Annotated in this window: 20 protein-coding genes; 9 read left to right on the top strand and 11 right to left on the bottom strand. The window is 72.6% G+C overall.

The annotated features are described in order from the left end of the window. The first annotated feature begins 41 nt into the window (after window positions 1-41). Window positions 42-1,208 carry a CaiB/BaiF CoA transferase family protein gene (locus ACFP1K_RS02410; RefSeq protein ID WP_380746607.1) on the top strand — a complete coding sequence of 389 codons (1,167 nt, stop codon included), beginning with the start codon at window positions 42-44 and terminating at the stop codon, window positions 1,206-1,208. Window positions 1,209-1,215: 7 nt separating this feature from the next. Here the strand turns inward: ACFP1K_RS02410 and ACFP1K_RS02415 are convergent, their stop codons facing one another. Further along, a complete protein-coding gene (locus ACFP1K_RS02415; RefSeq protein ID WP_380746609.1) occupies window positions 1,216-1,716 on the bottom strand; it encodes a GyrI-like domain-containing protein in 501 nt (166 codons plus the stop codon). 196 nt (window positions 1,717-1,912) lie between these two features. On the opposite strand from ACFP1K_RS02415, the gene ACFP1K_RS02420 reads away from it, so the two are divergent. The 5 genes from ACFP1K_RS02420 (at window position 1,913) to ACFP1K_RS02440 (ending at window position 8,186) form a co-directional block, all read left to right on the top strand. Continuing rightward, window positions 1,913-3,352, top strand: a complete 1,440-nt coding sequence (locus ACFP1K_RS02420; RefSeq protein ID WP_380746611.1) for a GuaB1 family IMP dehydrogenase-related protein — start codon at window positions 1,913-1,915, stop codon at window positions 3,350-3,352. Window positions 3,353-3,434: 82 nt separating this feature from the next. Continuing rightward, on the top strand, window positions 3,435-4,109 hold the full coding sequence (locus ACFP1K_RS02425) for a general stress protein (RefSeq protein WP_380746613.1): 675 nt from the start codon (window positions 3,435-3,437) through the stop codon (window positions 4,107-4,109). A 152-nt stretch (window positions 4,110-4,261) separates the two neighbouring features. Next, a complete protein-coding gene (locus ACFP1K_RS02430) occupies window positions 4,262-4,636 on the top strand; it encodes an FKBP-type peptidyl-prolyl cis-trans isomerase (RefSeq protein ID WP_380746615.1) in 375 nt (124 codons plus the stop codon). Between the two features lie 159 nt (window positions 4,637-4,795). After that, complete coding sequence (locus tag ACFP1K_RS02435) at window positions 4,796-6,322, top strand: ATP-dependent DNA ligase (protein WP_380746617.1); 1,527 nt, start codon at window positions 4,796-4,798, stop codon at window positions 6,320-6,322. 1,237 nt (window positions 6,323-7,559) lie between these two features. Next, on the top strand, window positions 7,560-8,186 hold the full coding sequence (locus ACFP1K_RS02440; protein ID WP_380746619.1) for a septal ring lytic transglycosylase RlpA family protein: 627 nt from the start codon (window positions 7,560-7,562) through the stop codon (window positions 8,184-8,186). Between the two features lie 9 nt (window positions 8,187-8,195). Here ACFP1K_RS02440 and ACFP1K_RS02445 read toward each other — a convergent pair whose 3' ends face one another. Next, window positions 8,196-8,738, bottom strand: coding sequence for a DUF1707 and DUF4870 domain-containing protein (locus ACFP1K_RS02445; protein WP_380746621.1), 543 nt, complete (start codon window positions 8,736-8,738; stop codon window positions 8,196-8,198). 216 nt (window positions 8,739-8,954) lie between these two features. Here ACFP1K_RS02445 and ACFP1K_RS02450 point away from each other — a divergent pair, with 216 nt between their 5' ends. Beyond that, window positions 8,955-9,296 carry a hypothetical protein gene (locus ACFP1K_RS02450; protein ID WP_380746623.1) on the top strand — a complete coding sequence of 114 codons (342 nt, stop codon included), beginning with the start codon at window positions 8,955-8,957 and terminating at the stop codon, window positions 9,294-9,296. Between the two features lie 18 nt (window positions 9,297-9,314). Here the strand turns inward: ACFP1K_RS02450 and ACFP1K_RS02455 are convergent, their stop codons facing one another. Continuing rightward, the gene (locus ACFP1K_RS02455) at window positions 9,315-10,205 is read right to left on the bottom strand and encodes a dienelactone hydrolase family protein (RefSeq protein ID WP_380746625.1); all 891 of its coding nucleotides are present in this window, start codon (window positions 10,203-10,205) and stop codon (window positions 9,315-9,317) included. Between the two features lie 95 nt (window positions 10,206-10,300). After that, window positions 10,301-10,900, bottom strand: coding sequence for a CGNR zinc finger domain-containing protein (locus ACFP1K_RS02460; protein WP_380746627.1), 600 nt, complete (start codon window positions 10,898-10,900; stop codon window positions 10,301-10,303). 162 nt (window positions 10,901-11,062) lie between these two features. Between ACFP1K_RS02460 and ACFP1K_RS02465 the strand changes: the two genes are divergently transcribed. Further along, window positions 11,063-11,890 (top strand): SDR family oxidoreductase, encoded by an 828-nt coding sequence (locus tag ACFP1K_RS02465; RefSeq protein ID WP_380746629.1) that lies wholly within the window; start codon window positions 11,063-11,065, stop codon window positions 11,888-11,890. A 401-nt stretch (window positions 11,891-12,291) separates the two neighbouring features. Here the strand turns inward: ACFP1K_RS02465 and ACFP1K_RS02470 are convergent, their stop codons facing one another. The 6 genes from ACFP1K_RS02470 to ACFP1K_RS02495 form a co-directional block, all read right to left on the bottom strand. Next, a complete protein-coding gene (locus ACFP1K_RS02470; protein ID WP_380746631.1) occupies window positions 12,292-13,374 on the bottom strand; it encodes a DUF4192 domain-containing protein in 1,083 nt (360 codons plus the stop codon). Window positions 13,375-13,736: 362 nt separating this feature from the next. Beyond that, the gene (locus ACFP1K_RS02475; protein ID WP_380746633.1) at window positions 13,737-14,519 is read right to left on the bottom strand and encodes an EI24 domain-containing protein; all 783 of its coding nucleotides are present in this window, start codon (window positions 14,517-14,519) and stop codon (window positions 13,737-13,739) included. A 59-nt stretch (window positions 14,520-14,578) separates the two neighbouring features. Continuing rightward, window positions 14,579-15,166 carry a Maf family protein gene (locus ACFP1K_RS02480; protein WP_380746635.1) on the bottom strand — a complete coding sequence of 196 codons (588 nt, stop codon included), beginning with the start codon at window positions 15,164-15,166 and terminating at the stop codon, window positions 14,579-14,581. Window positions 15,167-15,209: 43 nt separating this feature from the next. Beyond that, window positions 15,210-16,349, bottom strand: coding sequence for a hypothetical protein (locus tag ACFP1K_RS02485; RefSeq protein WP_380746637.1), 1,140 nt, complete (start codon window positions 16,347-16,349; stop codon window positions 15,210-15,212). Window positions 16,350-16,555: 206 nt separating this feature from the next. Continuing rightward, the gene (locus ACFP1K_RS02490) at window positions 16,556-17,263 is read right to left on the bottom strand and encodes a peptidyl-tRNA hydrolase (protein WP_380746639.1); all 708 of its coding nucleotides are present in this window, start codon (window positions 17,261-17,263) and stop codon (window positions 16,556-16,558) included. 76 nt (window positions 17,264-17,339) lie between these two features. Beyond that, window positions 17,340-18,695 (bottom strand): MFS transporter, encoded by a 1,356-nt coding sequence (locus ACFP1K_RS02495; RefSeq protein WP_380746734.1) that lies wholly within the window; start codon window positions 18,693-18,695, stop codon window positions 17,340-17,342. Between the two features lie 63 nt (window positions 18,696-18,758). On the opposite strand from ACFP1K_RS02495, the gene ACFP1K_RS02500 reads away from it, so the two are divergent. Next, the gene (locus ACFP1K_RS02500; protein ID WP_380746641.1) at window positions 18,759-19,736 is read left to right on the top strand and encodes a GlxA family transcriptional regulator; all 978 of its coding nucleotides are present in this window, start codon (window positions 18,759-18,761) and stop codon (window positions 19,734-19,736) included. A gap of 4 nt (window positions 19,737-19,740) precedes the next feature. On the opposite strand, the gene ACFP1K_RS02505 is transcribed toward ACFP1K_RS02500, so the two are convergent. After that, the gene (locus tag ACFP1K_RS02505) at window positions 19,741-20,325 is read right to left on the bottom strand and encodes a DUF1707 SHOCT-like domain-containing protein (RefSeq protein ID WP_380746643.1); all 585 of its coding nucleotides are present in this window, start codon (window positions 20,323-20,325) and stop codon (window positions 19,741-19,743) included. Between the last annotated feature and the right edge of the window lie 60 nt (window positions 20,326-20,385).

A 20,385-nucleotide genomic window follows, 5' to 3' on the forward strand; every position in this document is an offset into this window, starting at 1 on the left:
TGTTAGGCTTCAACGGGCACCTCCGCACCACGGGAGAACACATGAGCGTCGACGTCGGCCAAGGTGACCAGGAGCTTCCTCCGGCGCGGCGGGGCGGCCCGCTGTCCGGAGTGCGGGTGCTGGAACTGGCCGGGCTCGCCCCAGGCCCGTTCGCGGGCATGATGCTCGCCGACCACGGCGCCGAGGTGCTGCGGATCGACCGGGTCGCCTCCGTCGCCGCCGCCGGCGACACGCCGCGGCAGGACGTGATGGACCGGGGCAAGCGGACCATCGGGCTGGACCTCAAGTCGCCCGAGGGCGTGGCGGCGTTCAAGGAGCTGGCGGCGACCGCCGACGTGGTCATCGAGGTGTTCCGGCCCGGCGTGGCCGAACGGCTCGGCATCGGCCCCGAGGACCTGCACGCGGTCAACCCCCGGCTCGTCTACGGCCGCATGACCGGCTGGGGGCAGGACGGCCCGCTGGCCCACACCGCCGGCCACGACATCGACTACATCGCCGTCGCCGGGGTGCTGTCCATGCTGGGCCGCGCCGGGGAGCCGCCCACGCCGCCGATCAACATCCTCGGGGACTTCGCCGGCGGCGGGCTCATGCTGGCGTACGGCGTGCTGCTGGCGCTGTTCGAACGCGAGCGCACCGGCCGCGGCACCGTCATCGACGCCGCCATGGTGGACGGCGCCGCCACGTTGTTCGCGATGTTCTACCACAGCGCCCAGACCGGCCTGTGGGGGCCGCGCGGCACCAACCTGCTGGACACCGGGGCCCCGTTCTACGACACCTACGAGACCGCCGACGGCGGCCATGTGGCCGTCGGCTCGCTGGAACCGCCGTTCTGGGCCGCGCTGGTGGCCGGGACCGGCCTGACCGACCTGCCGTCCCGCGCCGACCCCGCCAACTGGCCGCGGATCCGCGAACGCCTCACCGAGGTCTTCCGCACCCGCACCCGCGACGAGTGGCAGCAGGTCTTCGACGGCACGGACGCGTGCGTCTCCCCCGTCCTCACCATCGCCGAGGCCCCCCACCACCCCCACAACGAGGCCCGGGGCACCTTCACCGAGATCGACGGCGTGCTGCAGCCCACCCCCTCCCCCCGCCTGAAGGACGCCCCGAAGGCCCCCCTGACCCCCGCCACGCGCCTGCACGACCTCACGGGCTGGGGGCTGGACGACACCCGCGCCAAGGCCCTGCGCGACGCCGGGGTGCTCGCCTGACCCGGGATCAGGCCTGGGCCCGCTCGCGGTGCTGGCCCGGCGAGACCGAGGTGCCGAGGACGGCCAGGTAGAGGTCGACGCCCGCGCGGTGGTGGATCTCGAGGTCGGTGGTGAAGGCGCGCGGCGGGACGCTGCCGGCCTCGGTGTGGCGCCAGACCTCCTGCCAGGCCTCGATCAGGGCCTGGGGCATGGGGCCGTGCGCCTCGACCTTCAGCGAGGGCACCGAGGGGACGCGGACCGCCACCATGCCCTCGGGCAGGCGGGCCGCCGTCCGCACCGCGGCCCCCACGACCTGCGTGTAGGCGCCCTGGTGCTCGCCCTCGTAGTCGAACAGCACCGCGTAGAGGTTCTCGTCGACACGGCCCGGGATGTGCGCGAAGGCCCCCGGGGCCCCCGCGCGGGCCCACAGGCCGGGCAGCTTGGCCCGGGAGGGGTCAGCCTCGTCGGCGTTGTCCGTGCGCACCGCGTAGCCGATGACGAGCGTCTCCGGCCGGTCCACGATGATCATTGCGCCTCCAACCTCAGAGCCCACCCGTCCGCTGGTCCGATCGCGCGGTCAATTTATCCGCCCCGGCCGAGCGCCGTCTCGATCATCGCGCACAGAGCAATCAGCATAGGGGACCACCAGGTGTACCGGCGGACATGTAACGGTTCTGACCTGGGACATCCCCGCACTAACCACCCATCACGTAGGCTGGACAAACGTGCGATTCCTCAACGATCAGGCGCCCACTCTCGACCTGACCTACAGCGACGTGTTCATGGTCCCCGCGCGCTCGGCGGTGGGCTCCCGGCTCGACGTGGACCTGTCCACCGGTGACGGCACCGGAACCACCATCCCGGTCGTGGTGGCCAACATGACCGCCGTGGCGGGCCGCCGGATGGCCGAGACGATCGCCCGGCGCGGCGGCATCGCCGTCATCCCGCAGGACATCCCCATCGACGTCGTCGCCGACGTGATCGAGTGGGTCAAGAAGCGCGACCTGGTGCACGACACCCCGCTCACGCTCACCCCGCACGACACGGTCGGCGAGGCGCTCAACCTGCTGCCCAAGCGGGCCCACAACGCCGTGATCGTGGTCGACTGGGACAACCGCCCCATCGGCGTCGTCACCGAGGCCGACTGCCACGGCGTCGACATGTTCACCCAGCTGGCCCAGGTGATGTCCGGCTCGCCGCTCACCATCCCGGCGGGCACCGACCCGCGCGCCGCGTTCGAGGTGCTGCACGAGGGACGGCACCGCCTGGCCCCCGTCGTGGACCACGAGGGCCGGCTTCAGGGCGTGCTCACCCGCACCGGCGCGCTGCGCGCCACGCTGTACCAGCCCGCCCTGGACGCCCGCGGGCACCTGAGGATCGCCGCCGCCGTCGGCATCAACGGCGACGTCGCCGCCAAGGCCAAGGAACTGCTGGACGCCGGGGTCGACTGCCTGGTGGTCGACACCGCGCACGGCCACCAGGAGAAGATGCTGGCCGCGCTGGCCTCCGTCCGCGCCCTGCGGCCCGGCGTGCCGATCGCCGCGGGCAACGTCGTCACCGCCGCCGGGGTGCGGGACCTCGCCGAGGCGGGCGCCGACATCATCAAGGTCGGCGTCGGGCCCGGCGCGATGTGCACCACCCGGATGATGACCGGCGTCGGCCGCCCGCAGTTCTCCGCCGTGGCCGAGTGCGCCGCGCAGGCCCGCGCGCTCGGCAGGCACGTGTGGGCCGACGGCGGCGTGCGCCACCCGAGGGACGTCGCCCTCGCCCTGGCGGCCGGCGCGTCCAACGTCATGATCGGCTCGTGGTTCGCGGGCACCTACGAATCGCCGGGCGACACCCGCACCGACGCCGACGGCCGCCGATACAAGGAGAACTTCGGCATGGCCTCGGCCCGCGCCGTCCGCCTGCGCACCGCCGACGACACCCCGTTCGACCGGGCGCGCAAGGCCGTCTTCGAGGAGGGCATCTCCACCTCCCGCATGTACCTCGACCCGCTGCGCCCGAGCGTCGAGGACCAGCTGGACGCCATCGTCGCCGGCCTGCGGTCCGCCCTGACGTACGCGGGTGCCACCACGCTGGAGGAGTTCCACGAACGCGCCGTCATCGGCCTGCAGAGCTCCTCCGGCTACTCCGAGGGCATGCCGCTGCACCAGAGCTGGTGACACCCGCCGGCCGGGCCTTCGCGCCCGGCCGGTGATATATCCGCCGCGCCGGGTAGCTGGGTGCCACACAAGACTCTTAGCCATGGAGGCGGAATCCATGATCTCCTCGTCACCCGGGCTGACCCCGCCCATCCCCGCGGACCGGCGGTTACTGGTCAGCTTCGACAACTACGCGGCCGCGCAGCGCACCGTGGACACGCTCTCCGACGCCGGCTACCCGGTGCGGAACGTCGCCATCGTGGGCAACGACCTGCGCCTGGAGGAGACGGTCACCGGGCGGCTGACCAACCCGAAGGCCGCGCTGTCCGGCGCCATCAGCGGCGCCGTCTTCGGCCTCGTGGTGGGGCTGTTCCTCGGCGTGTTCACCTCGACCACCGGCTCGTTCATCGCGCTGGTCCTGTGGGCCATCCTGTGGGGCGCCGTGGCAGGCGCCGCGTTCGGCTTCGCCGGCCACGCCTTCAAGGGCGGCACCCGGGACTTCACCTCGCGCAGCGCCATCGTGGCCGGACGCTACGACGTGCTGGTGCCCGCCGCGGCCCTGGAGCAGGCGCTCACCGTCCTGGACGGCGGCATCGCGCCCGCCGACACCGTGGCCGTGGAGCGCCCGCCGTCCGCCGGGGTCGCCACGCCGGCCCCCACGCAGAGCACCGCCACGCCGGTCCCCCCGCAGGCCACCGCGCCGCAGCCCACCCCGTCGCCGGTTCCGACCCCCGGCGCCCCTCCCCGGGATCCCGGCCTCGGCGAGCCCAAAGACTGAGTCCCCGGTCGTCCACAGAACGTGCCCTCGCCGCCCGCCGGAGCGCCGGACCACGTAGAGTCGTCCGGTCGGCCGGTAGGCGGCCGGAGCACCGCCGGTGAGGGCCCGGCCCAAGCCGGGCAGGCGGTGCGCACATCACCCAAGGAGCACACGTGGCACTCGAGAAGCCCGAGATCGATTTTCCGGAAGGCGAGCCTCCGAAGGATCTCGAGATCGTCGACATCACCGTGGGGGACGGTGAGGAGGCCAAGCCGGGTCACATGGTGAGCGTGCACTATGTCGGCGTCGCGTTCTCCACGGGCGAGGAGTTCGACGCGTCCTGGAACCGCGGGGACGCCTTCCAGTTCCCGCTCGGCGGCGGCCGCGTCATCGCGGGCTGGGACCAGGGCGTGGCGGGCATGAAGGTCGGCGGGCGCCGCCGGCTCACCATCCCGGCGCACCTCGGGTACGGCAGCCGCGGCGCGGGCAACGCCATCAAGCCCGGCGAGACCCTGATCTTCGTCGTCGACCTGCTCGGCGTCAGCTGATCCCGTACGTGTAGTGCGAGGGCCGGGGTACCGATTCCACCCGTGAACCCCGGCCAACTGCTGGTCATCGGGCGTTCATCGCCCGCGGGCCCCGGCCGGCCGCGCCCGACATCGATCCCGGTGGGCGCGTTCCCGCCGCTGAACTGACACGATGAACCTGTGTTGCTCATCGACCTCGCGCGCACCTCGGCTGCCGTCGCGGCGGACTCGGCGCGCCTCGCCAAGATCCGTCATCTCGCCGACCTGCTGAGCCGGGTCGAGCCGCACGAGGCCGAGATCGCGGTCGCGTACCTCTCGGGCGAGCTGCCGCAGCGGCAGATCGGCGTCGGCTACGCCTCGCTGCGCGAGCTGCCCGACCCGCGGCAGATCGCCAGCGCCACGCTCACCGAGGTCGACGACCTGCTCAGCCGGATCAAGGCCCAGGCCGGGCCGGGGTCCCAGGCGGCCAGGAAGGAACTGGTCGCCCAGCTGTTCCGGTCGCTCACCCGGCAGGAGCAGTCGTTCCTGCTGCGCCTGCTCGGCGGGGAGCTTCGTCAGGGCGCGCTGAACGGCGTCATGATCGAGGCGGTGGCCAAGGCGTCCGGCGTCCCGGCCGCCGAGGTGCGGCGCGCCCTCACGCTGCGCGGGTGGCTGCCCGCCGTGGGCGCCGCCGCGCTCGTCGGCGGGGTCGAGGCGCTGCGGTCCTTCCACCTGGAGGTCGGCCGTCCCGTCGCCCCCATGCTGGCGCAGAGCGCCCCCAACCTCCCCGCGGCCCTGCTGAAGCTCGGCGGGCCAGGGGCGCTGGAGTGGAAACTCGACGGGATCCGCGTGCAGACCCACCGGTCGGGCGACCGGGTCCGGGTGTTCACCCGCACCCTCGACGACATCACGGCCCAGGTCCCCGAGCTGGTGGAGGCCGCGCTCGGCCTGCACGCCGACGACCTCGTGCTGGACGGCGAGGTGATCGCGGTGCGCCCCGACGGGCGGCCCGAGCCGTTCCAGGTGACCGCGGGGCGGGTCGCCAGCAAGCTCGACGTCGAGCGCCTGCGCGAGACCACGCCGCTGCGGGTGTTCTTCTTCGACGCGCTGCGCGTGCACGGCAAGGACATGCTCGACCTCCCCGACGCCGAACGCCACGCCGCCCTGGAGCAGGCCGTCCCGTCCGACCTGCTGATCCCCCGCCTGGTGACTGCCGACCCCGACGAGGCCGCGACGTTCTACTCCGACGCCCTCCGCCGCGGCCACGAGGGCATCGTCGCCAAGTCCCTCACCACCCCCTACGCCGCGGGCCGCCGCGGCGCCGGCTGGATCAAGGTCAAGCCCCGCCACACCCTCGACCTGGTCGTCCTCGCCGCCGAATGGGGCCACGGCCGCCGCCAGGGCAAACTCTCCAACCTCCACCTGGGCGCCCGCGACCCCGAAACCGGCGGCTTCGTCATGCTGGGCAAAACCTTCAAAGGCCTGACCGACGACCTCCTGAACTGGCAGACCGAACACTTCCTCACCCTGGCCACCGGCCCCTCCGACGAATGGGTCGTCCCCCTCCGCCCCGAACTGGTCGTAGAAATAGCCTTCGACGGCGTCCAGCGTTCCCCCCGCTACCCCGGCGGCATGGCCCTCCGCTTCGCCCGAGTCCTCCGCTACCGCCCCGACAAACCCCCCACCGAAGCCGACACCATCGAAACCGTCCGCTCCCTCCTCCTCTAACAGCCAACACAAGGCCCAAGGACAAGGGCTGAGAGATGGGTGGCCCCACCCCCGTCCACGTCCCCACGTCCACGTCCCCACCTCCCCGTCCCCACCTCCCCGTCCCCACCTCCCCGTCCCCACCTCCCCGTCCCCACCTCCCCGTCCCTACGTCCTCGTCCCCACGTCCCCGTCCCCACGTCCACGTCCCCGTCCACGTCCCCACGTCCCATTACGGCCCCAACAACCGGCCCCAACAACCGGCGCCGACGCGGCGGGACGTGGTACGGCGAATCCGGCGCCGCCGTACGGCGAGAAACCCGCCACGGGTCACCAGAACCGAGAAAGCCGACGTTCATTGGCCAAAGACATCAAACCCCGTCCGGCTGAGGTTGATGGCCCCACCCGTTGTCAGTTCCCACCGCGTCGACATTGGCCCACCCGATTCCGGCGTATCCACCACCGCACGTGGACGCCACCCCACGAACGTGAGCGCCACCCCACGAACGTGGACGCCACCCCACGAACGTGGACGCCACCCCGCTGGCGTAGACGTGACCGACGCCACCCCGCTGGCGTAGACGTGACCGACGCCACCCCGCTGGCGTAGACGTGACCGACGCCACCCCGCTGGCGTAGACACCGCCCACTCGGCTTGGATGCCACCCCATCGCCGTGGACACCACCCATCGGCGCACAGGCGGCCCAGCGACCGCCACAACCACCCCCGGTCCTGCGACATCACCCCGGGTCCTGCAATTACTAGGGATCCTGCAACCACCAGGGCCGCAACCACCCAGGCCCTGCAACCACCGCCGAGAGCTGGAACCACACCCGGGCGGCCTGGTCGTGGAGCAACCGGCCGGCTGGCCGGAGCCCGCAACCAGCCTCGGCGGCTGCGACCACCCGCCGGGGGCCGCGACCACCCCGGGCGGGCGATGTCGCGCTCGAACGCCATACGGCTGTTCGGCTGTGACGCGGTGAGACGTGGTGCGGCGAGACCGGTGGTGTCGGGGTGAGTGGATGGGCCGTCGGACCCGCTCCGACCTGGGTGATCACCGTTTTGTGAGGTAAGTCACTTTATGTCTTCTTTAGGTGGTTTACTCGCTCTTTGTCCGATACGGTGCCGGAACTTACGGAACGGGATCCGCGCCCCCACGTCGATCCCTTCCGCGGCCCTGCCCCCTATCGAGGACCGTGGTTCTACTTGGGATCCCAGACTTCCCCCATCACCCAGCGAACCCGTACCAGGCGGCGCGTGGCCGTCACGGCCGTGTCGCTGCTCGCCGTGACCGGTGTGGCGGCCGGCATCTGGGCGCTGAACGAAGGGTCACCGGCGGCGTTCACGGCCACGGTGACGGCGGCGAGCCGGCCGACGGCCGGCCCTGCGGACGCGCTCGGAGGGGCTCCGCGTTCGATTCCCGGACCTCAGGCCGCCGTGCCTTCCGCCGGTGCCACGCCGGCACCGGTGGCCGGGCCGGTGGAGACGGAGGCCGCGCCCCGGGCGAAGAGCAGCGCGCCGGTCGAAGCGCCGGCGCCTGTGAGAACCGCCAAGCCTGTGAAGAAGCCCGCGAAGAAGAAAGTGGCGATGAAGGTCGTCGCGTCCGGGTCGTGCGGAGCGTCCTTCTACGACGAAGGGCAGATGACGGCCAGCGGGGAGCGGTTCAACCCCGATGCGCTGACCGCCGCGCACAAGACGCTGCCGATGGGCAGTGTGGTGCGGGTCGTGAACCCCGACAACGGCAAGTCGGTGAAGGTCCGCATCAACGACCGGGGGCCGTTCATCGCGGGGCGGTGCCTGGACCTGTCCCGGGCCGCCTTCGACGCCATCGGCAGCCTCGGCACCGGAGCGATGACCGTCAAATACCAGGTCCTGGCACGCTGACCGCGAGGGTCACTTCACCGGGCGGAGGGTCCAGGGGTACCGGAACGGCTGGTCGCCGGCCGCGGTGGCGGCGCCGATGATGCCGAGCACCACGCCCGCGACCACCAGCACCGGGATCAGCAGCACGCCGACGACGGTGAACGGCAGCAGCAGGACGGCCCCCGCGAGCGTCAGGTGGAAGTTGAGCGCCTCCACCGCGTGCGCCCTGATGAAGGGCGACGTCCGTCCCCCGGCCAGCAACACGATCAGGGGGCCGACGAAGGACAGGCCGCAGATCGGCAGCACGTGGGCCGCCATCGCGGCGAGGCGCTCCCCGCCGGTGACGGGCATCGTGTACCGGCGGGGCGCGCAGGCGGACTGCCTGAACCGGGGCGGCGGGGCGGGTACGGCCCGCGCGCCGTACAGGTCCTGCATGATGGGGGCGAGGTCGGCGTGGGTTCGCGCCGTCATCGCCGCGTGGAGCCGCTCGTCGAACTCGATCTTGTCGAGCCGGCCCTCCGCGTAGGCGGTGGTGACGTGCTCGACCACCTGCTCGCGGTCCTGGTCGGTCACCCGGAGGTGCGGATGAGGAGCGGGTCCCCATACGCCCTCGGACGGCATCGCCGGTCGCACTACCCCTGCCATCGCATGGCCCGCCCTTCGTTCGGAACTCTGTCCGTACTCATTGTTGGCGCGGGCCCTCGGGGCCACCATCCGGAACAACCCCGACAGAACCCGGATGCGCCCCCGAGCCGCCCACTCAGTCTCCCTTCCGGGTATACAAGGGGTATGGGATGGCGAGATCGCTACGGCATTCGTCGGCTACGTGGCCCCAAGATCGCGAAGTTCGACAGGGAAGCGAACGACAGCGACATCGAGGCGTTGATCGCCTTCGCCAAGTCACGTCTGGGCGTCGAGTTCTACGTCGAACCTGAGACCTTCGCCACGGACACGACCGCCGTCGCCGTCGCGCACGACGGCGAATGGACCCGCCGCCGTGTCGGCTCCCCCGCCGTCATCATCAAGGTGGCCAGGAACCTCGCCCTCCCGGTCTACGACGTCCAGCTGACCGGGTACCCCAAGCGGATGCGCGCCTACAACGAGCGCAACCGCGGCCCGCGCGACGCCTGACCCCTCCCGGCACGCCGTTCAGCTCAGGCCGAGCCGGCCCGCGAGCCAGGTGCTCCGTTCGGCGCGGGCGGGCTCGCCGGGCAGTTCGTGCGGGGCGCCCGCGTACAGGCGGTAGGTCTTGGGTTCGGCCGTCACGGAGACCAGGGCGCGCCGGGTCGCGTCGGGTACGAAGAAGTCGGGTTCGGAGAACTGGTACAGCAGGCCGCCGCCGACACCCCGCGCGACGTACCGGACGGGGTCCACCGGCTCCATCAGCTTCTCGTACCTGATGGTCGCGTCGCCGCCGAGGTCGAGGAAGAAGTGCGCGAACCAGTTGCTGAACGTCGGGTCCACGTTGACGGCCACGGCCGCACGCACCCGCCGCGCGTCGGCGGCCGTCGCCAGCAGCAACCCGTACATGCCGCCGTAGTCGTGACCGACCACGGCGACCCGCCCCGGATCGACGCCAGGCCGGGAGTTCACCAGATCCAGCCCTCGCCGTAGCTGGACGACCTGCCGCACGACCCGCTCGCGGTCGGTCTGATCGCCCACGGGCCCGTCCTGCCAGGGAAAGGTGAGGTCGGGCAGGAGTGCGACCATCCCGCGCCGGGCCATCGACACGGCCTCATCCAGGAACTCGGTCCGGTTCTGCGTAGGGTTGCCCGGCTCGAACCAGTGCAGGTACAACGTGGCCGCGTACCGCCCACGACGCTCGGGCTCCACCAGGTAGGCGCGCACCGGCACGGCGCCGGGGCCCGCGTAGGTGATGTCCCGGACGACCACCCCGTCCCGGTGCTCGACGGACAGCTCCCGCACCTCCACGGCGCTCCGGCGATAGGCGAAGAGATCGTCCTGCCCGGCGACCGCCGTCCCTCCCCCCACGGTCACGCTCATGAACAGGGCCGCCACGGCCGTCCGTAACCAGCGCATGCTTCCTCCTAATGAGTAAGAGCGCTTTTGATTGTTAGCCAAAACAGGCTAATGAGTCCAGAGCATTTGATCTGTTAGTTGTCCGGGCGGCCGGATCAGGCGGACCGGGTGCGCCGGTAGTGGCGGCGGACCCGGTCCCGGTTCCCGCACATCCGGCTGTCGCACCAGGTGCGGCTCTTGTTGCGGGTCTGGTCCACGAACAGCCAGCCGCACCGCTCACCGGGGCACTGCTTGAGAAGGGCGAGATCGGGCCCGGTCAGGAGCGTGACCGCGGACGCCGCCGTCTCCCACGCCGGGACCCGCAGGCCCGTCCAGCCCGGACGGCCGTCCGGCCCGAGGGCCAACCGGCTCATCCCGTCGCGGAACACCTCGTCCAGGAGGCCCAGACCGGCCCGCTCGCCCCGCCCCGCCGCCGTCATCACACCGAACAGGTGCTCCCGCAGGGCGATCGCCCGCGCGAACTCGTCCCGCGCCGCCTCGGGGTGTTGCCGCGCCTCCGCGCCGAGCTCCGCCTTCACGGCGTCGGTGAGGCCGCCCACATCGTGCAGGTACTCCACGAGGTCCGGGTAGCCGGTGAGCAGCTCGCGCGGCTCGGCGTCCCTGCGCCACAGCACGCTGTTGACCACGGCGAGACACAACCGCCCACCCAGCCGAGGCGAGACCCGGTCCGCCGCGCGCAACTCCACGCTCCACACACCAACGAGCGTAACCGCGTCGCCCGCCCGCCGCGTCCACCCACCCGGCCGCCGCCCCGCACGCCCCGCGGGTGCGTCGCGGGGAGGCTCCCACCGCGATGCCCCGGTGAACGGCAGGCGGATCGCGTGTGCCGTGCGGGACTACTTGCTACATTGCCGGTCGTGATCGCCGTTACCGGGGTAACCGGCCGGCTTGGGGGGCGTATCGCCCGCAGGCTCGCCGACGAGGGTGTGGAACAGACACTGGTCACGCGCAGTCCGGACCGGGCGCCGCGCCTGGTGGGGGCGCGTGTGGCCGAGGCCGAGTACGGGGACGGCGAGAGCGCGCGGCGGGCGTTGCGGGGGGTGGGGACGCTGTGCATGGTGTCGGCCTCGGAGACCCCCGATCGGGTGGCCCGGCATCGGGCCTTCGTGGACGCCGCGGCCGCGGCCGGGGTTCGGCACGTGGTGTACACGTCGTTCTACGGGGCCGGCCCTGCCGCGACCTTCACGCTGGCGCGGGACCACTGGGCGACCGAGGAGCACATCCGGGCGAGCGGCATGCGGTACACGTTCCTGCGTGACAACCTGTACGCCGACTTTCTCAGCTTGATGGTGGGCTCGGACGACGTGCTGCGCGGGCCCGCGGGGGACGGAGCGGTGTCGGTCGTCGCACTGGACGACATCGCCGAGGCATGTACGGCCGTCCTCCGGTCCCCCGGCGAGCACGCGGGGACGACCTACGATCTGACCGGCCCGCAATCACTAACGCTCACAGAAGTGGCGACCACCCTCAGCGAGGCCACCGGCCGCCGGGTGACGTACCACCCCGAGAGCCTGCCCGAGGCGTACGAGTCCCGAGCCGGTTACGGAGCCCCACGATGGCAGCTCGACGCCTGGGTCTCCACATACACAGCGATCGCAGCCGGCGAGATGACCGGACTCAGCACAGCAGTACGCGACCTCACCGGCCACCCCCCTCTCTCCCTCTCCGAGTTGCTAACCGGCTGACCCGCGCGCCGACTGAACCCTCCCTGATTCTCCCTGCCCCGCAACATCCCGACCGGCCCGACGAGGACGCGCTGCGCCGCGTCCGCGACCTGTGGTACGCCGGTGGCCCGTGGCCCGGTGGCCCGTGGCCCGGTGGGCCGTGGCCCGGTGGGCCGTGGCCCGGTGGGCCGTGGCCCGGTGGGCCGGTGCACGGTGGGCCGGTGCACGGTGGCCGTGGCCCGGTGGGCCGGTGCACGGTGGCCGTGGACCGGTGGGCCGGTGCCCGGTGGGCCGGTGGCCCGGTGGCCCGGTGGCCCGGAGGGCCGGAGGGCCGGTGATCACGGTGGGCCGGTGATCACGGTGGGACGGAGGGCTGGTGATCACGGTGGGACGGAGGGCCGGTGATCACGGTGGGACGGTGATCACGGTGGGTGGGGGGTGGGGGGGTCGAGGAGGGTGAGCAGGGGGTGGAGCCAGGACATTCGGGGTGGGCCCATGGTGGTGGCCAGTTCTCGGGGGGTGGGCATACGGTCGCGGAGGACGGTGGGGCTGACCAGCTGGCGGAGGCCTTCGGCCAGGAGGTTGGCCATGGAGTAGGTGGGGTCCTCGGCGAGGGCACGCTCCACGGCCATGGCGGCGAGCGCGCAGTCTCCGTGGCGCCAGGACGCGGCGGCGAGCAGCGACGCGACGGGCGGGACGAAGCGGGGTTCCAGCCTGCGGGTGAGATCGCCCCACAGGGCGATGTGGGCGTTCTCGGTCTCGTCGCAGATGAGGGTCCACGCCTCGTCCCGGATGCGGATCACCGCCAGGTCGAGCCCGATTGACGCCGCCTCCCGGTCGGTGAGGCGGCCTCCGGCGACGGAGGTCCCGACGGCGGCCCGGACCCGGGCCAGCCCTTCGGACACGAACAGGCCGGGGAACTCGTCCGGGACGGCCATGCCGGTCAGCCGGGAACGTACGCCGCTCGCGGCCAGTTCGGTGGCCTCGCGCATCGCCTTCCGCGCCGGTCCGGCCACCGGACGCACAGAACGGCGCAACTCCTCCCGCCCGGGCAGCGCGACCAGGCCGTCGACGGTGGCCCGGGCCGCGACGCGGCCGGCCACCGGGTCGTACCGCCTGCCCTCGGGCGGGCAGCACTCGACCCGGGGACAGACGTACGACCAGTAGCGGGCCTCGTCGGCGCGCAGGGCCTCGATGACCTCGATGCCCGCGTCGCGCAGAAGCCGCAGCACCTCCTCGACGGCCGGGGTGACCAGCGTGCCCGCGCCGAAGCCCGCCACGATCGTGTGGGTGACCCGCTCACGCCGCAGCAACGGCACGAGCCGGTCGAACGCCCCCGGCCCCGCCGGAAGGTCCCAGCGCGTGGTGACCCGCAGCTCGCCGCGCGCGCCCCGCCCGGAGAAGGCGATGACGACAAGGCTCTCGGCCGGGTGGAAGCCGAGGAGATAGGGCACGGCCCCGAGGATGTCGTCCGGGGAGGTCAGGAGGATGGGTGAAGGCGTCATGCCCCCCATGCTCGGCGTCCCGCGACCGCCCCGTTTCGCCCGTTGATCATCTTGTGGACAACCGATCGAGCGACGTTCGAAAACACGTACGGCGTACGAAACCCCGGCTCAATCACCGGAAACCCATTCGCCGTCCCACGGACAGCCTGTGTGCCCGGCACAGAACCCCGCTCACCCACCAGGAAGCTGTTCACCCGTCCCGCTGGAGCACGGCGCGCCTCGGTACGGAGCCCGGCTCACCCACCAGGTAGCTGTCCACCCGTCCCGCTGGAGCACGGCGTGCCTGGGTACGAGTCCGGCTCGCTCGTCGGAGAGCGTTTGCGGTTCCGGTGGCGCCGGGCGTGGTTGGGTGCGAGATCGGCTCACTCTCCGGGGGACGGGGAGTAGCGGTGGCGTACCAGGAGGGTGGCGCCGGCTACGGCGGCGGGCATTGCCAGGACGGCTACGAAAGGGATTAGGAATACGAGGAAGGTGAGGATGCCGAAGCCTAGGGCGGGGGCCTTCTTGGCGCGGAGGGCGGCGAAGCGGAGGCGGCGGGGCATGGCGCGGCGTTCCATGGGCAACGCCGTTAGTTCCACGGTGAGGAAGAAGCCTGAGACGGCGGCGCCCAGGACGGGGACCACGGTTTGGCCGATCACGGGCACGAAGCCGAGGGCGAAGAGCGGGATGGTGAACAGCAGCACCCAGCCCAGAGTGATCAGGCTGTCGCGGATCGAGCGGGTGATCGACCGCCACAGGGGGACGTCAGGCGCCTTGGGGCCGCCGCCGAGGTCGTCCTCGACCCGTTCGGAGAGCTTCTCGTAGAACGGCTCGCCGATCGCCAGGGTGATGGCGGTGAACGTCACCAGCGCGATCACCAGGCCCAGGCCGAAAACGACCACCCCGAGCAGCACGCGCAGGGTGTTGCGGGCCGCCTCGCTCCAGCCGTCGGCGAACGGGGTCACCCAGGCGGCCAGATCGCCCGCGTAGGTGCCCAGCACCGCGAGCGCGGCGACGTAGAGCACCAGCGCGATCAGGGCCGGGATGAGGCCGAACAGCCACTGCCGGGGGTGGCGGGACACCCACCCGACCCCTTGGAAGAAGTACTTGACCCCGTCCGCGACGCCGCGGACGCCGGTGCCGGCCGTCCGTCCAATGGTGCTCATGCCCGGCAGGCTAGCGCCTGACGTCCCTCTCAGCGCGAAATAGGCGGAAAGCTCGCGATTCAGCGCCAGAGGGAGGTGACGGGAACGCCGACGCGGGCCAACAGGTCGCGCAGCAGAGGGAGGGAGAGGCCGAGGACGTTGCCGTGGTCGCCGTCGATTCCGTCGACGAACCAGCCGCCGAGGCCGTCCAGGGTGAAGGCACCGGCCACCCTCAGGGGCTCGCCGCTCGCGACGTACGCCGCGATCTCGTCGTCCCCGGGCGTGCCGAAGCGCACCACCGTGGCGCCCACCTCGGCCGCCTCGGCGCCGGTGGCCACGTCGATCACGCAGTGGCCGGTGAGCAGCCTGCCGGTACGGCCGCGCATCCGCCGCCAGCGCGCCGCGGCGTCCTGCGCCGAGGCGGGCTTGCCGTACGCCGTGCCGTCGAGTTCGAGCACGGAGTCGCAGCCGATGACGAGCCCGGCGGTCAGGCCGCCCGCCACCACCGACGCCTTGGCCCGCGCGAGGGCCAGGCACAGCTCGGACGGCGACGCGGCCACCACGGCCTCTTCGTCGACACCGCTGACGATCACCTTGGGGTCCAGCCCGGCGCCCCGCAGCAGGGCGAGCCTGGCGGGTGACGCGGAGGCGAGAACGATCTCGGTCATGTCTTACGAGCCTAGGGCAGCCCGGCCCGTGCCTCGCCCGCGATCAGAGCGGCCGGATGCTGGAGACAAGGGTGTTGATGTCGGCGAACCGCTTCTTCTGGGCGTCGGGGATGGTGATGAACACCAGGGCGGGCTTGTCCTTGGGGACGTCGACCAGGGCCACCGCGGCGGTCGACCGGTGCTTGTCGCCGTCCACCAGGTAGGTGACCCGGTAGCCGAGCAGCCAGCCGTCGCGCTTGCCCGCCTTGAACGGCTGGGACGCCAGCCAGGTGATCTTCGCACCGGCCGGGTGGTGGTTGAGCGTCCAGCGCGCGGCCAGGTAGGCGGTGTCCTTGAGGTCCTTCTGCACCAGGATCGGCACCGGGCAGGTGGCGAGCACGCCGCGGTGCCCGGCGCCCTTGACGGCGGGGAGCGTGCGGCGCGTGGCGAACGGCGAGGACGCGGTGAGCTTCCACTCCTTGACGAACCGGGCGAAGGTGATGCCGGACCTCTTGTCCGTCACCCGGCCCTTGGTGTCGCCGCCCCGGCCGGGGAAGTTGGCGAGCTTGCGGTTGCCCGGCATGGCGGGCACCCGGGGGTCGGCCTCGGCCAGTTCCAGCGCGGTCCGTCCCGGGGTCGCCACGGGCGAGGCGGACGGGGCGGTCGCCGCCGTCGAGGTCTGCGCGGTGGCCGCCGCCGGGCCGCTGAGACCGCCCGGTGTGGACGTGGGTGCCGCGCCGGCCGCGGCCGGTGAGCCGGAGGCCGCCGGTGCCGGGGAGGGCGGAGCCGAGGACGCCAGGGGTGATGACGACGGGACCGTGGACGCCGCGGGGACGGCCGAGACGTCCGTGGGGGCCTCGGCCGAGGACTGCGCGGAGGACGAGGCGGCGGGCGAGCCGGACGCGGCCTGGGTGGCCGAGGGCATCGGAGTGGCCGGTAACGCGGCGCCCGGGGCGGGGGGCTGGGTGGGGGCGGAGGCGGTGGGGGCCGGGTCGTCCGGGCGGGTCACCATGAAGATCACCGCGGCGGCCGTCACGGCGACGGCCGCGCCGAGGCCGAGCATGATGCGGTAGATGACGCGCATGGGCAGATCACCCAGCCGGGAGGGCCGGAAGCTCCAGCTGCGTTCCGCCTCCGGAGCCGGTGCCGGCGGAGGCTCCTCGATCGTGATCCTGGGCAGCGGCGCGGTCTCCGCGTCTGCCATTACGTAGGTAGGGACGGCTTTGGTCCCGTAGTTCGCACCCACCCCATTTGACACGTTGGGAGCGTACGGCATATCCCCGGCGTGTGGCATGCCTCCCGATCACACTTCGGAAACGAGTGTCATTCGGTTTCGAGCCTTACACCCCCGCTGACCTCGGCTTTCTCGTTTCCATCATCGGCGGGAGGCACTGGAATCACTCCGGAGAGTCAGCTCGCCGGGTTGCGCAGCGGGCCCCAGGCGGAGGGGCGGCTGCCGCCGGCGCGCAGCCATGGCGCGTCGGCGACGACCGTCCTCGATCCGGGCTCGACCTCGGTGAATCCCGCGTCCCTCACGACCGGGAGGCCGCTGTCCGCCAGGGAGGCCCACCAGCGCGGGTCGGCGGTGCGTACGGCCGTCGCGAGGCCGTCGTCCCGCCACGCCGCACGCGCCTCGGGGTCGGTGCCCCACCAGGCGAGCTGGGCGGCGTGTCCGGCCTGGGCCATGGCCTTGCCCGCCGACATGCCGATCGCGGGGTTCAGCCACAACACGGCGCCGTCCGGGGGCGGGCCCGGGTCGTGCTCGCCGTCGGTCAGGTCCGTTCCCGAGACCTGGAGTCGTGACAGCTCCTTCGGCCAGGCGTCCAGCGGCACCGGCGGGTGCACGCGCACCTCCGCCGACCGCAGTTCCACCGTGATCCCCGGCAGGTCCAGCACCCGGCGCCACTCGGCGCCCCTGGCCCGCCGGACCACCTTCCGGATCCCGACCGTCTCCCAGGCCCGGACCTCCTCGGCCCACTCCCCCACGGTGGCCCGTTCGTCGTCGAGCAGCGTCAGCACGGCCGACGCCGCCGCCTCGAGCGCGTCGGTCCGCAACGGCGGCGCCCCCCGCTCGATCCGGACGACGAGCGGCAGCACCCTTTGATCGTGCGGATTCATGCCCCAAGAATGCCAGGTCCCCCCGGGCCGACGGCGGCCACGTCCCGCCGGGCCTCGCGGGGAACGGGTGTGTGGGTCAGGGAGTGGCGGCGGGCTGGGGGACGGGAGGGCTGGGGTGGGAGGCCGGCGGGGCGGGGCGGGTGGTTATGCGGAGGGACATGAGGGCGGCCAGGGCGCAGAGGATGCCGGCGGTGTACCAGGCCACGTTGTAGTGGCCCAGGTGGTCGCGGGTGACGCCGGCGGCCACGGCGGCTATGGCTGCGCCTATCTGGTGGGAGGCGAAGACCCAGCCGAAGACGACCGAGCCGTCCTTGCCGTAGATGGTGCGGCACAGGGCGACGGTGGGCGGGACGGTGGCCACCCAGTCGAGGCCGTAGAAGATGATGAAGACGAGCATGCTGGGCTCGGTGGTCGCGGCGAACAGGGCGGGCAAGACGAGCAGGGACAGGCCGCGCAGGACGTAGTAGGCGCCGAGCAGCTTGCGGGGGTCGATGCGGTCGCTGAGCCAGCCGGACAGGACCGTGCCGACGATGTCGAACACGCCGACCAGGGCGAGCAGGCCCGCGGCGGTGGTCTCGGGCATGCCGTGGTCGTGGGCGGCGGGGATGAAGTGGGTGCCCACCAGGCCGTTGGTGCTGGCCCCGCAGATGGCGAAGCCCCCCACCAGGTACCAGAACGGCCGCGTGCGCGCCGCCGACCGCAGCACGCTCAGCGCCCGGACGGCCGCACCGCCGGACCGGGCGCCCGCCGCGGCCGTGCCGCCCGGACCCGGTGCCGGGGACTCGGCGGGGAGGGGCGGAGGGGCGCCGAGGGGGGTCAGGCCTATGTCTTGGGGGCGGTCGCGGAGGAGGAGCAGGACCAGGGGGACGACGGTCAGGGCGGCGGCGGCCACCAGCAGGGCGGCGGTGCGCCAGCCGGGGCCCTCCGCTATCCAGGCCAGGAGAGGGAGGAAGACCAGCTGGCCGGCGGCGCCGCCGGCGGTGAGGATGCCGGTGACGATGCCGCGGTGGCGGACGAACCAGCGGTCGGTGACGGTGGCGACGAAGACCAGGGCCATGGAGCCGGTGCCCAGGCCGACCAGGACGCCCCAGCAGGCGATCAGCTGCCAGCTCTCGGTCATGAAGACGGTGAGGCCGCTGCCGAGGGCCACCAGCAACAGCGCGCAGGCCACCACGCGGCGCATGCCGAAGCGGTCCATCAGCGCGGCGGCGAACGGGGCGGTCACCCCGAACAGCACGAGGTTCACCGAGACGGCGAGCGAGATGGTCCCCCGGCTCCAGCCGAACTCGTCCTCCAGCGGGGTGATCAGCACCCCCGGGGTGGCCCGGAACCCGGCGGCCCCCACGATGGCGACGAACGCGACCCCGGCCACGATCCAGGCCCGGTGGAGCCGCCGCCTCCCCTGCGATTCCACGGTAGTCATGCCGACCATCATGGATGGCCCAGGTCGAGGGACACGAGTGGCCGGAAAGCCAATATGTGAAAGAATCGGGCCATGCCTCATCGTGTCGCCGTCGTCGTCCTCGACCACTTCGCCGGCCTGGACCTCGGCATCCCGGGCCAGATCTTCCGCGTCGCCGAGACCGCCGAGGGCCGGTCGCTGTACAAGGTGGTCACCTGCAGCCCGGGCGGGCGGCCGGTGCGGGGGAACGACGGCTACCGCGTGCTGCCCGACCACGACCTCTCGGTGCTGGAGAGCGCCGACACGGTGGTCCTCCCCGGCATCACCGACGGGCCGCCGCTCCTCGACGGCGTCATCGGCGACGACCTGCGCGACGCGCTGCGCCGGGCGGCGCGGCACGCCCGGGTGATGTCCATCTGCACGGGCGCGTTCGTGCTCGCCGCGGCGGGCCTGCTGGACGGCCGTCCCGCCACCACGCACTGGCGGCACGTGGACCGCTTCCGTGAGCTGTTCCCCGAGGTGCCGCTCGACCCCGACGTGTTGTTCATCGACGACGGCGACCTGCTCACCTCGGCCGGGGTCGCCTCGGGCATCGACCTCTGCCTGCACGTCGTGCGGCGCGACCACGGCAGCGAGATCGCCAACCACGCCGCCAGGCGCTGCGTCACCCCGCCGTGGCGGGAGGGCGGTCAGGCGCAGTTCATCGAACGGCCGCTGCCGGAGCCCGGCGGCACGACCACCGCGCCCACCCGCGACTGGATGCTCGGCAGGCTCGGGGACCGCCACGACCTGAGCACACAGGCCAGGCACGCCGGGATGAGCGTGCGCACGTTCACCCGCCGCTTCCGCGAGGAGACCGGTCTCAGCCCCGCGCAGTGGCTGATCCGCCGCCGTGTCGAGTACGCCCGCCGCCTGCTGGAGACGACGGACCTGCCGGTCGACCAGATCGCCGGCCGCGCGGGGTTCGGCACGGCGGTCTCCCTGCGCCAGCACCTGCACGCCACGGTCGGCGTCTCCCCCCAGACCTACCGCACCACGTTCCGCGCGGCTCCGCTCGCCGCGGCGAACTAGGCCCTCACCACCGCCAGCGCAGGAACCGGCGCCGGGTGCGGACGACCAGGGTGCCGGCCCGCTGCTTGCCGCGCACCACGACGTGCAGGCCCTCGCCCGCGAACGCGGTGGCGGTGACGTCCCGCATCCGGGACTGGCCCGCGACGAACTCGACGTTGTCGAGGTCCGCGGACGAGCCCGGCGGCAGCACCAGGATGGTGGAGCCCGCGTACACGTCAAGGTCGATGTAGATGACGGGGTGGGTGATGTGGGCCTCGGTGAAGTCGAGTTTCACGGTGCCCACCTTGGCCGTCACCACCAGGTGCCGCGGCACCACCCACCGGCCCCGGCGCTTGAGGGTGGCCGCCGTGGTGCGCAGCTCGGCGTGCTCGAGCGCGGCGGCCGAGATCGGGCTGCCGGGCAGGTCGGCGACGTACTGGTCGGCCTCACCGAACGTGCGGGAGGCGAACACGCCGCCGAGCCGCTCGTCGAACTCCTCCAGCGTCAGGCGTCCCTCGCCGTGCGCCGCGCGCAGCCGCTGGGCGACCTGCTCGCGGTCGGCGTCGGACATCCGCGTCTGCGGGGGGCGCGGGACCAAATCTCCGCTCACGCCGCAACTCTATTTGATCGCGGCGTCGACACCAGTGCCCGAGAACCACCGCGCACATCG

The sequence above is a fragment of the Sphaerisporangium aureirubrum genome, assembly GCF_042658925.1.
In the GTDB taxonomy this organism is placed as follows: domain Bacteria; phylum Actinomycetota; class Actinomycetes; order Streptosporangiales; family Streptosporangiaceae; genus Sphaerisporangium; species Sphaerisporangium aureirubrum.

Coding starts and splice junctions, on each gene's coding strand:
- ACFP1K_RS02410 (WP_380746607.1), top strand. CDS start 42: ATGAGCGTCGACGTCGGCCAAGGTGACCAGGAGCTTCCTCCGGCGCGG.
- ACFP1K_RS02415 (WP_380746609.1), bottom strand. CDS start 1,716: ATGATCATCGTGGACCGGCCGGAGACGCTCGTCATCGGCTACGCGGTG.
- ACFP1K_RS02425 (WP_380746613.1), top strand. CDS start 3,435: ATGGAGGCGGAATCCATGATCTCCTCGTCACCCGGGCTGACCCCGCCC.
- ACFP1K_RS02450 (WP_380746623.1), top strand. CDS start 8,955: ATGGGATGGCGAGATCGCTACGGCATTCGTCGGCTACGTGGCCCCAAG.
- ACFP1K_RS02455 (WP_380746625.1), bottom strand. CDS start 10,205: ATGCGCTGGTTACGGACGGCCGTGGCGGCCCTGTTCATGAGCGTGACC.
- ACFP1K_RS02470 (WP_380746631.1), bottom strand. CDS start 13,374: ATGACGCCTTCACCCATCCTCCTGACCTCCCCGGACGACATCCTCGGG.
- ACFP1K_RS02475 (WP_380746633.1), bottom strand. CDS start 14,519: ATGAGCACCATTGGACGGACGGCCGGCACCGGCGTCCGCGGCGTCGCG.
- ACFP1K_RS02480 (WP_380746635.1), bottom strand. CDS start 15,166: ATGACCGAGATCGTTCTCGCCTCCGCGTCACCCGCCAGGCTCGCCCTG.
- ACFP1K_RS02485 (WP_380746637.1), bottom strand. CDS start 16,349: ATGGCAGACGCGGAGACCGCGCCGCTGCCCAGGATCACGATCGAGGAG.
- ACFP1K_RS02490 (WP_380746639.1), bottom strand. CDS start 17,263: ATGAATCCGCACGATCAAAGGGTGCTGCCGCTCGTCGTCCGGATCGAG.
- ACFP1K_RS02495 (WP_380746734.1), bottom strand. CDS start 18,695: ATGGTCGGCATGACTACCGTGGAATCGCAGGGGAGGCGGCGGCTCCAC.
- ACFP1K_RS02500 (WP_380746641.1), top strand. CDS start 18,759: ATGCCTCATCGTGTCGCCGTCGTCGTCCTCGACCACTTCGCCGGCCTG.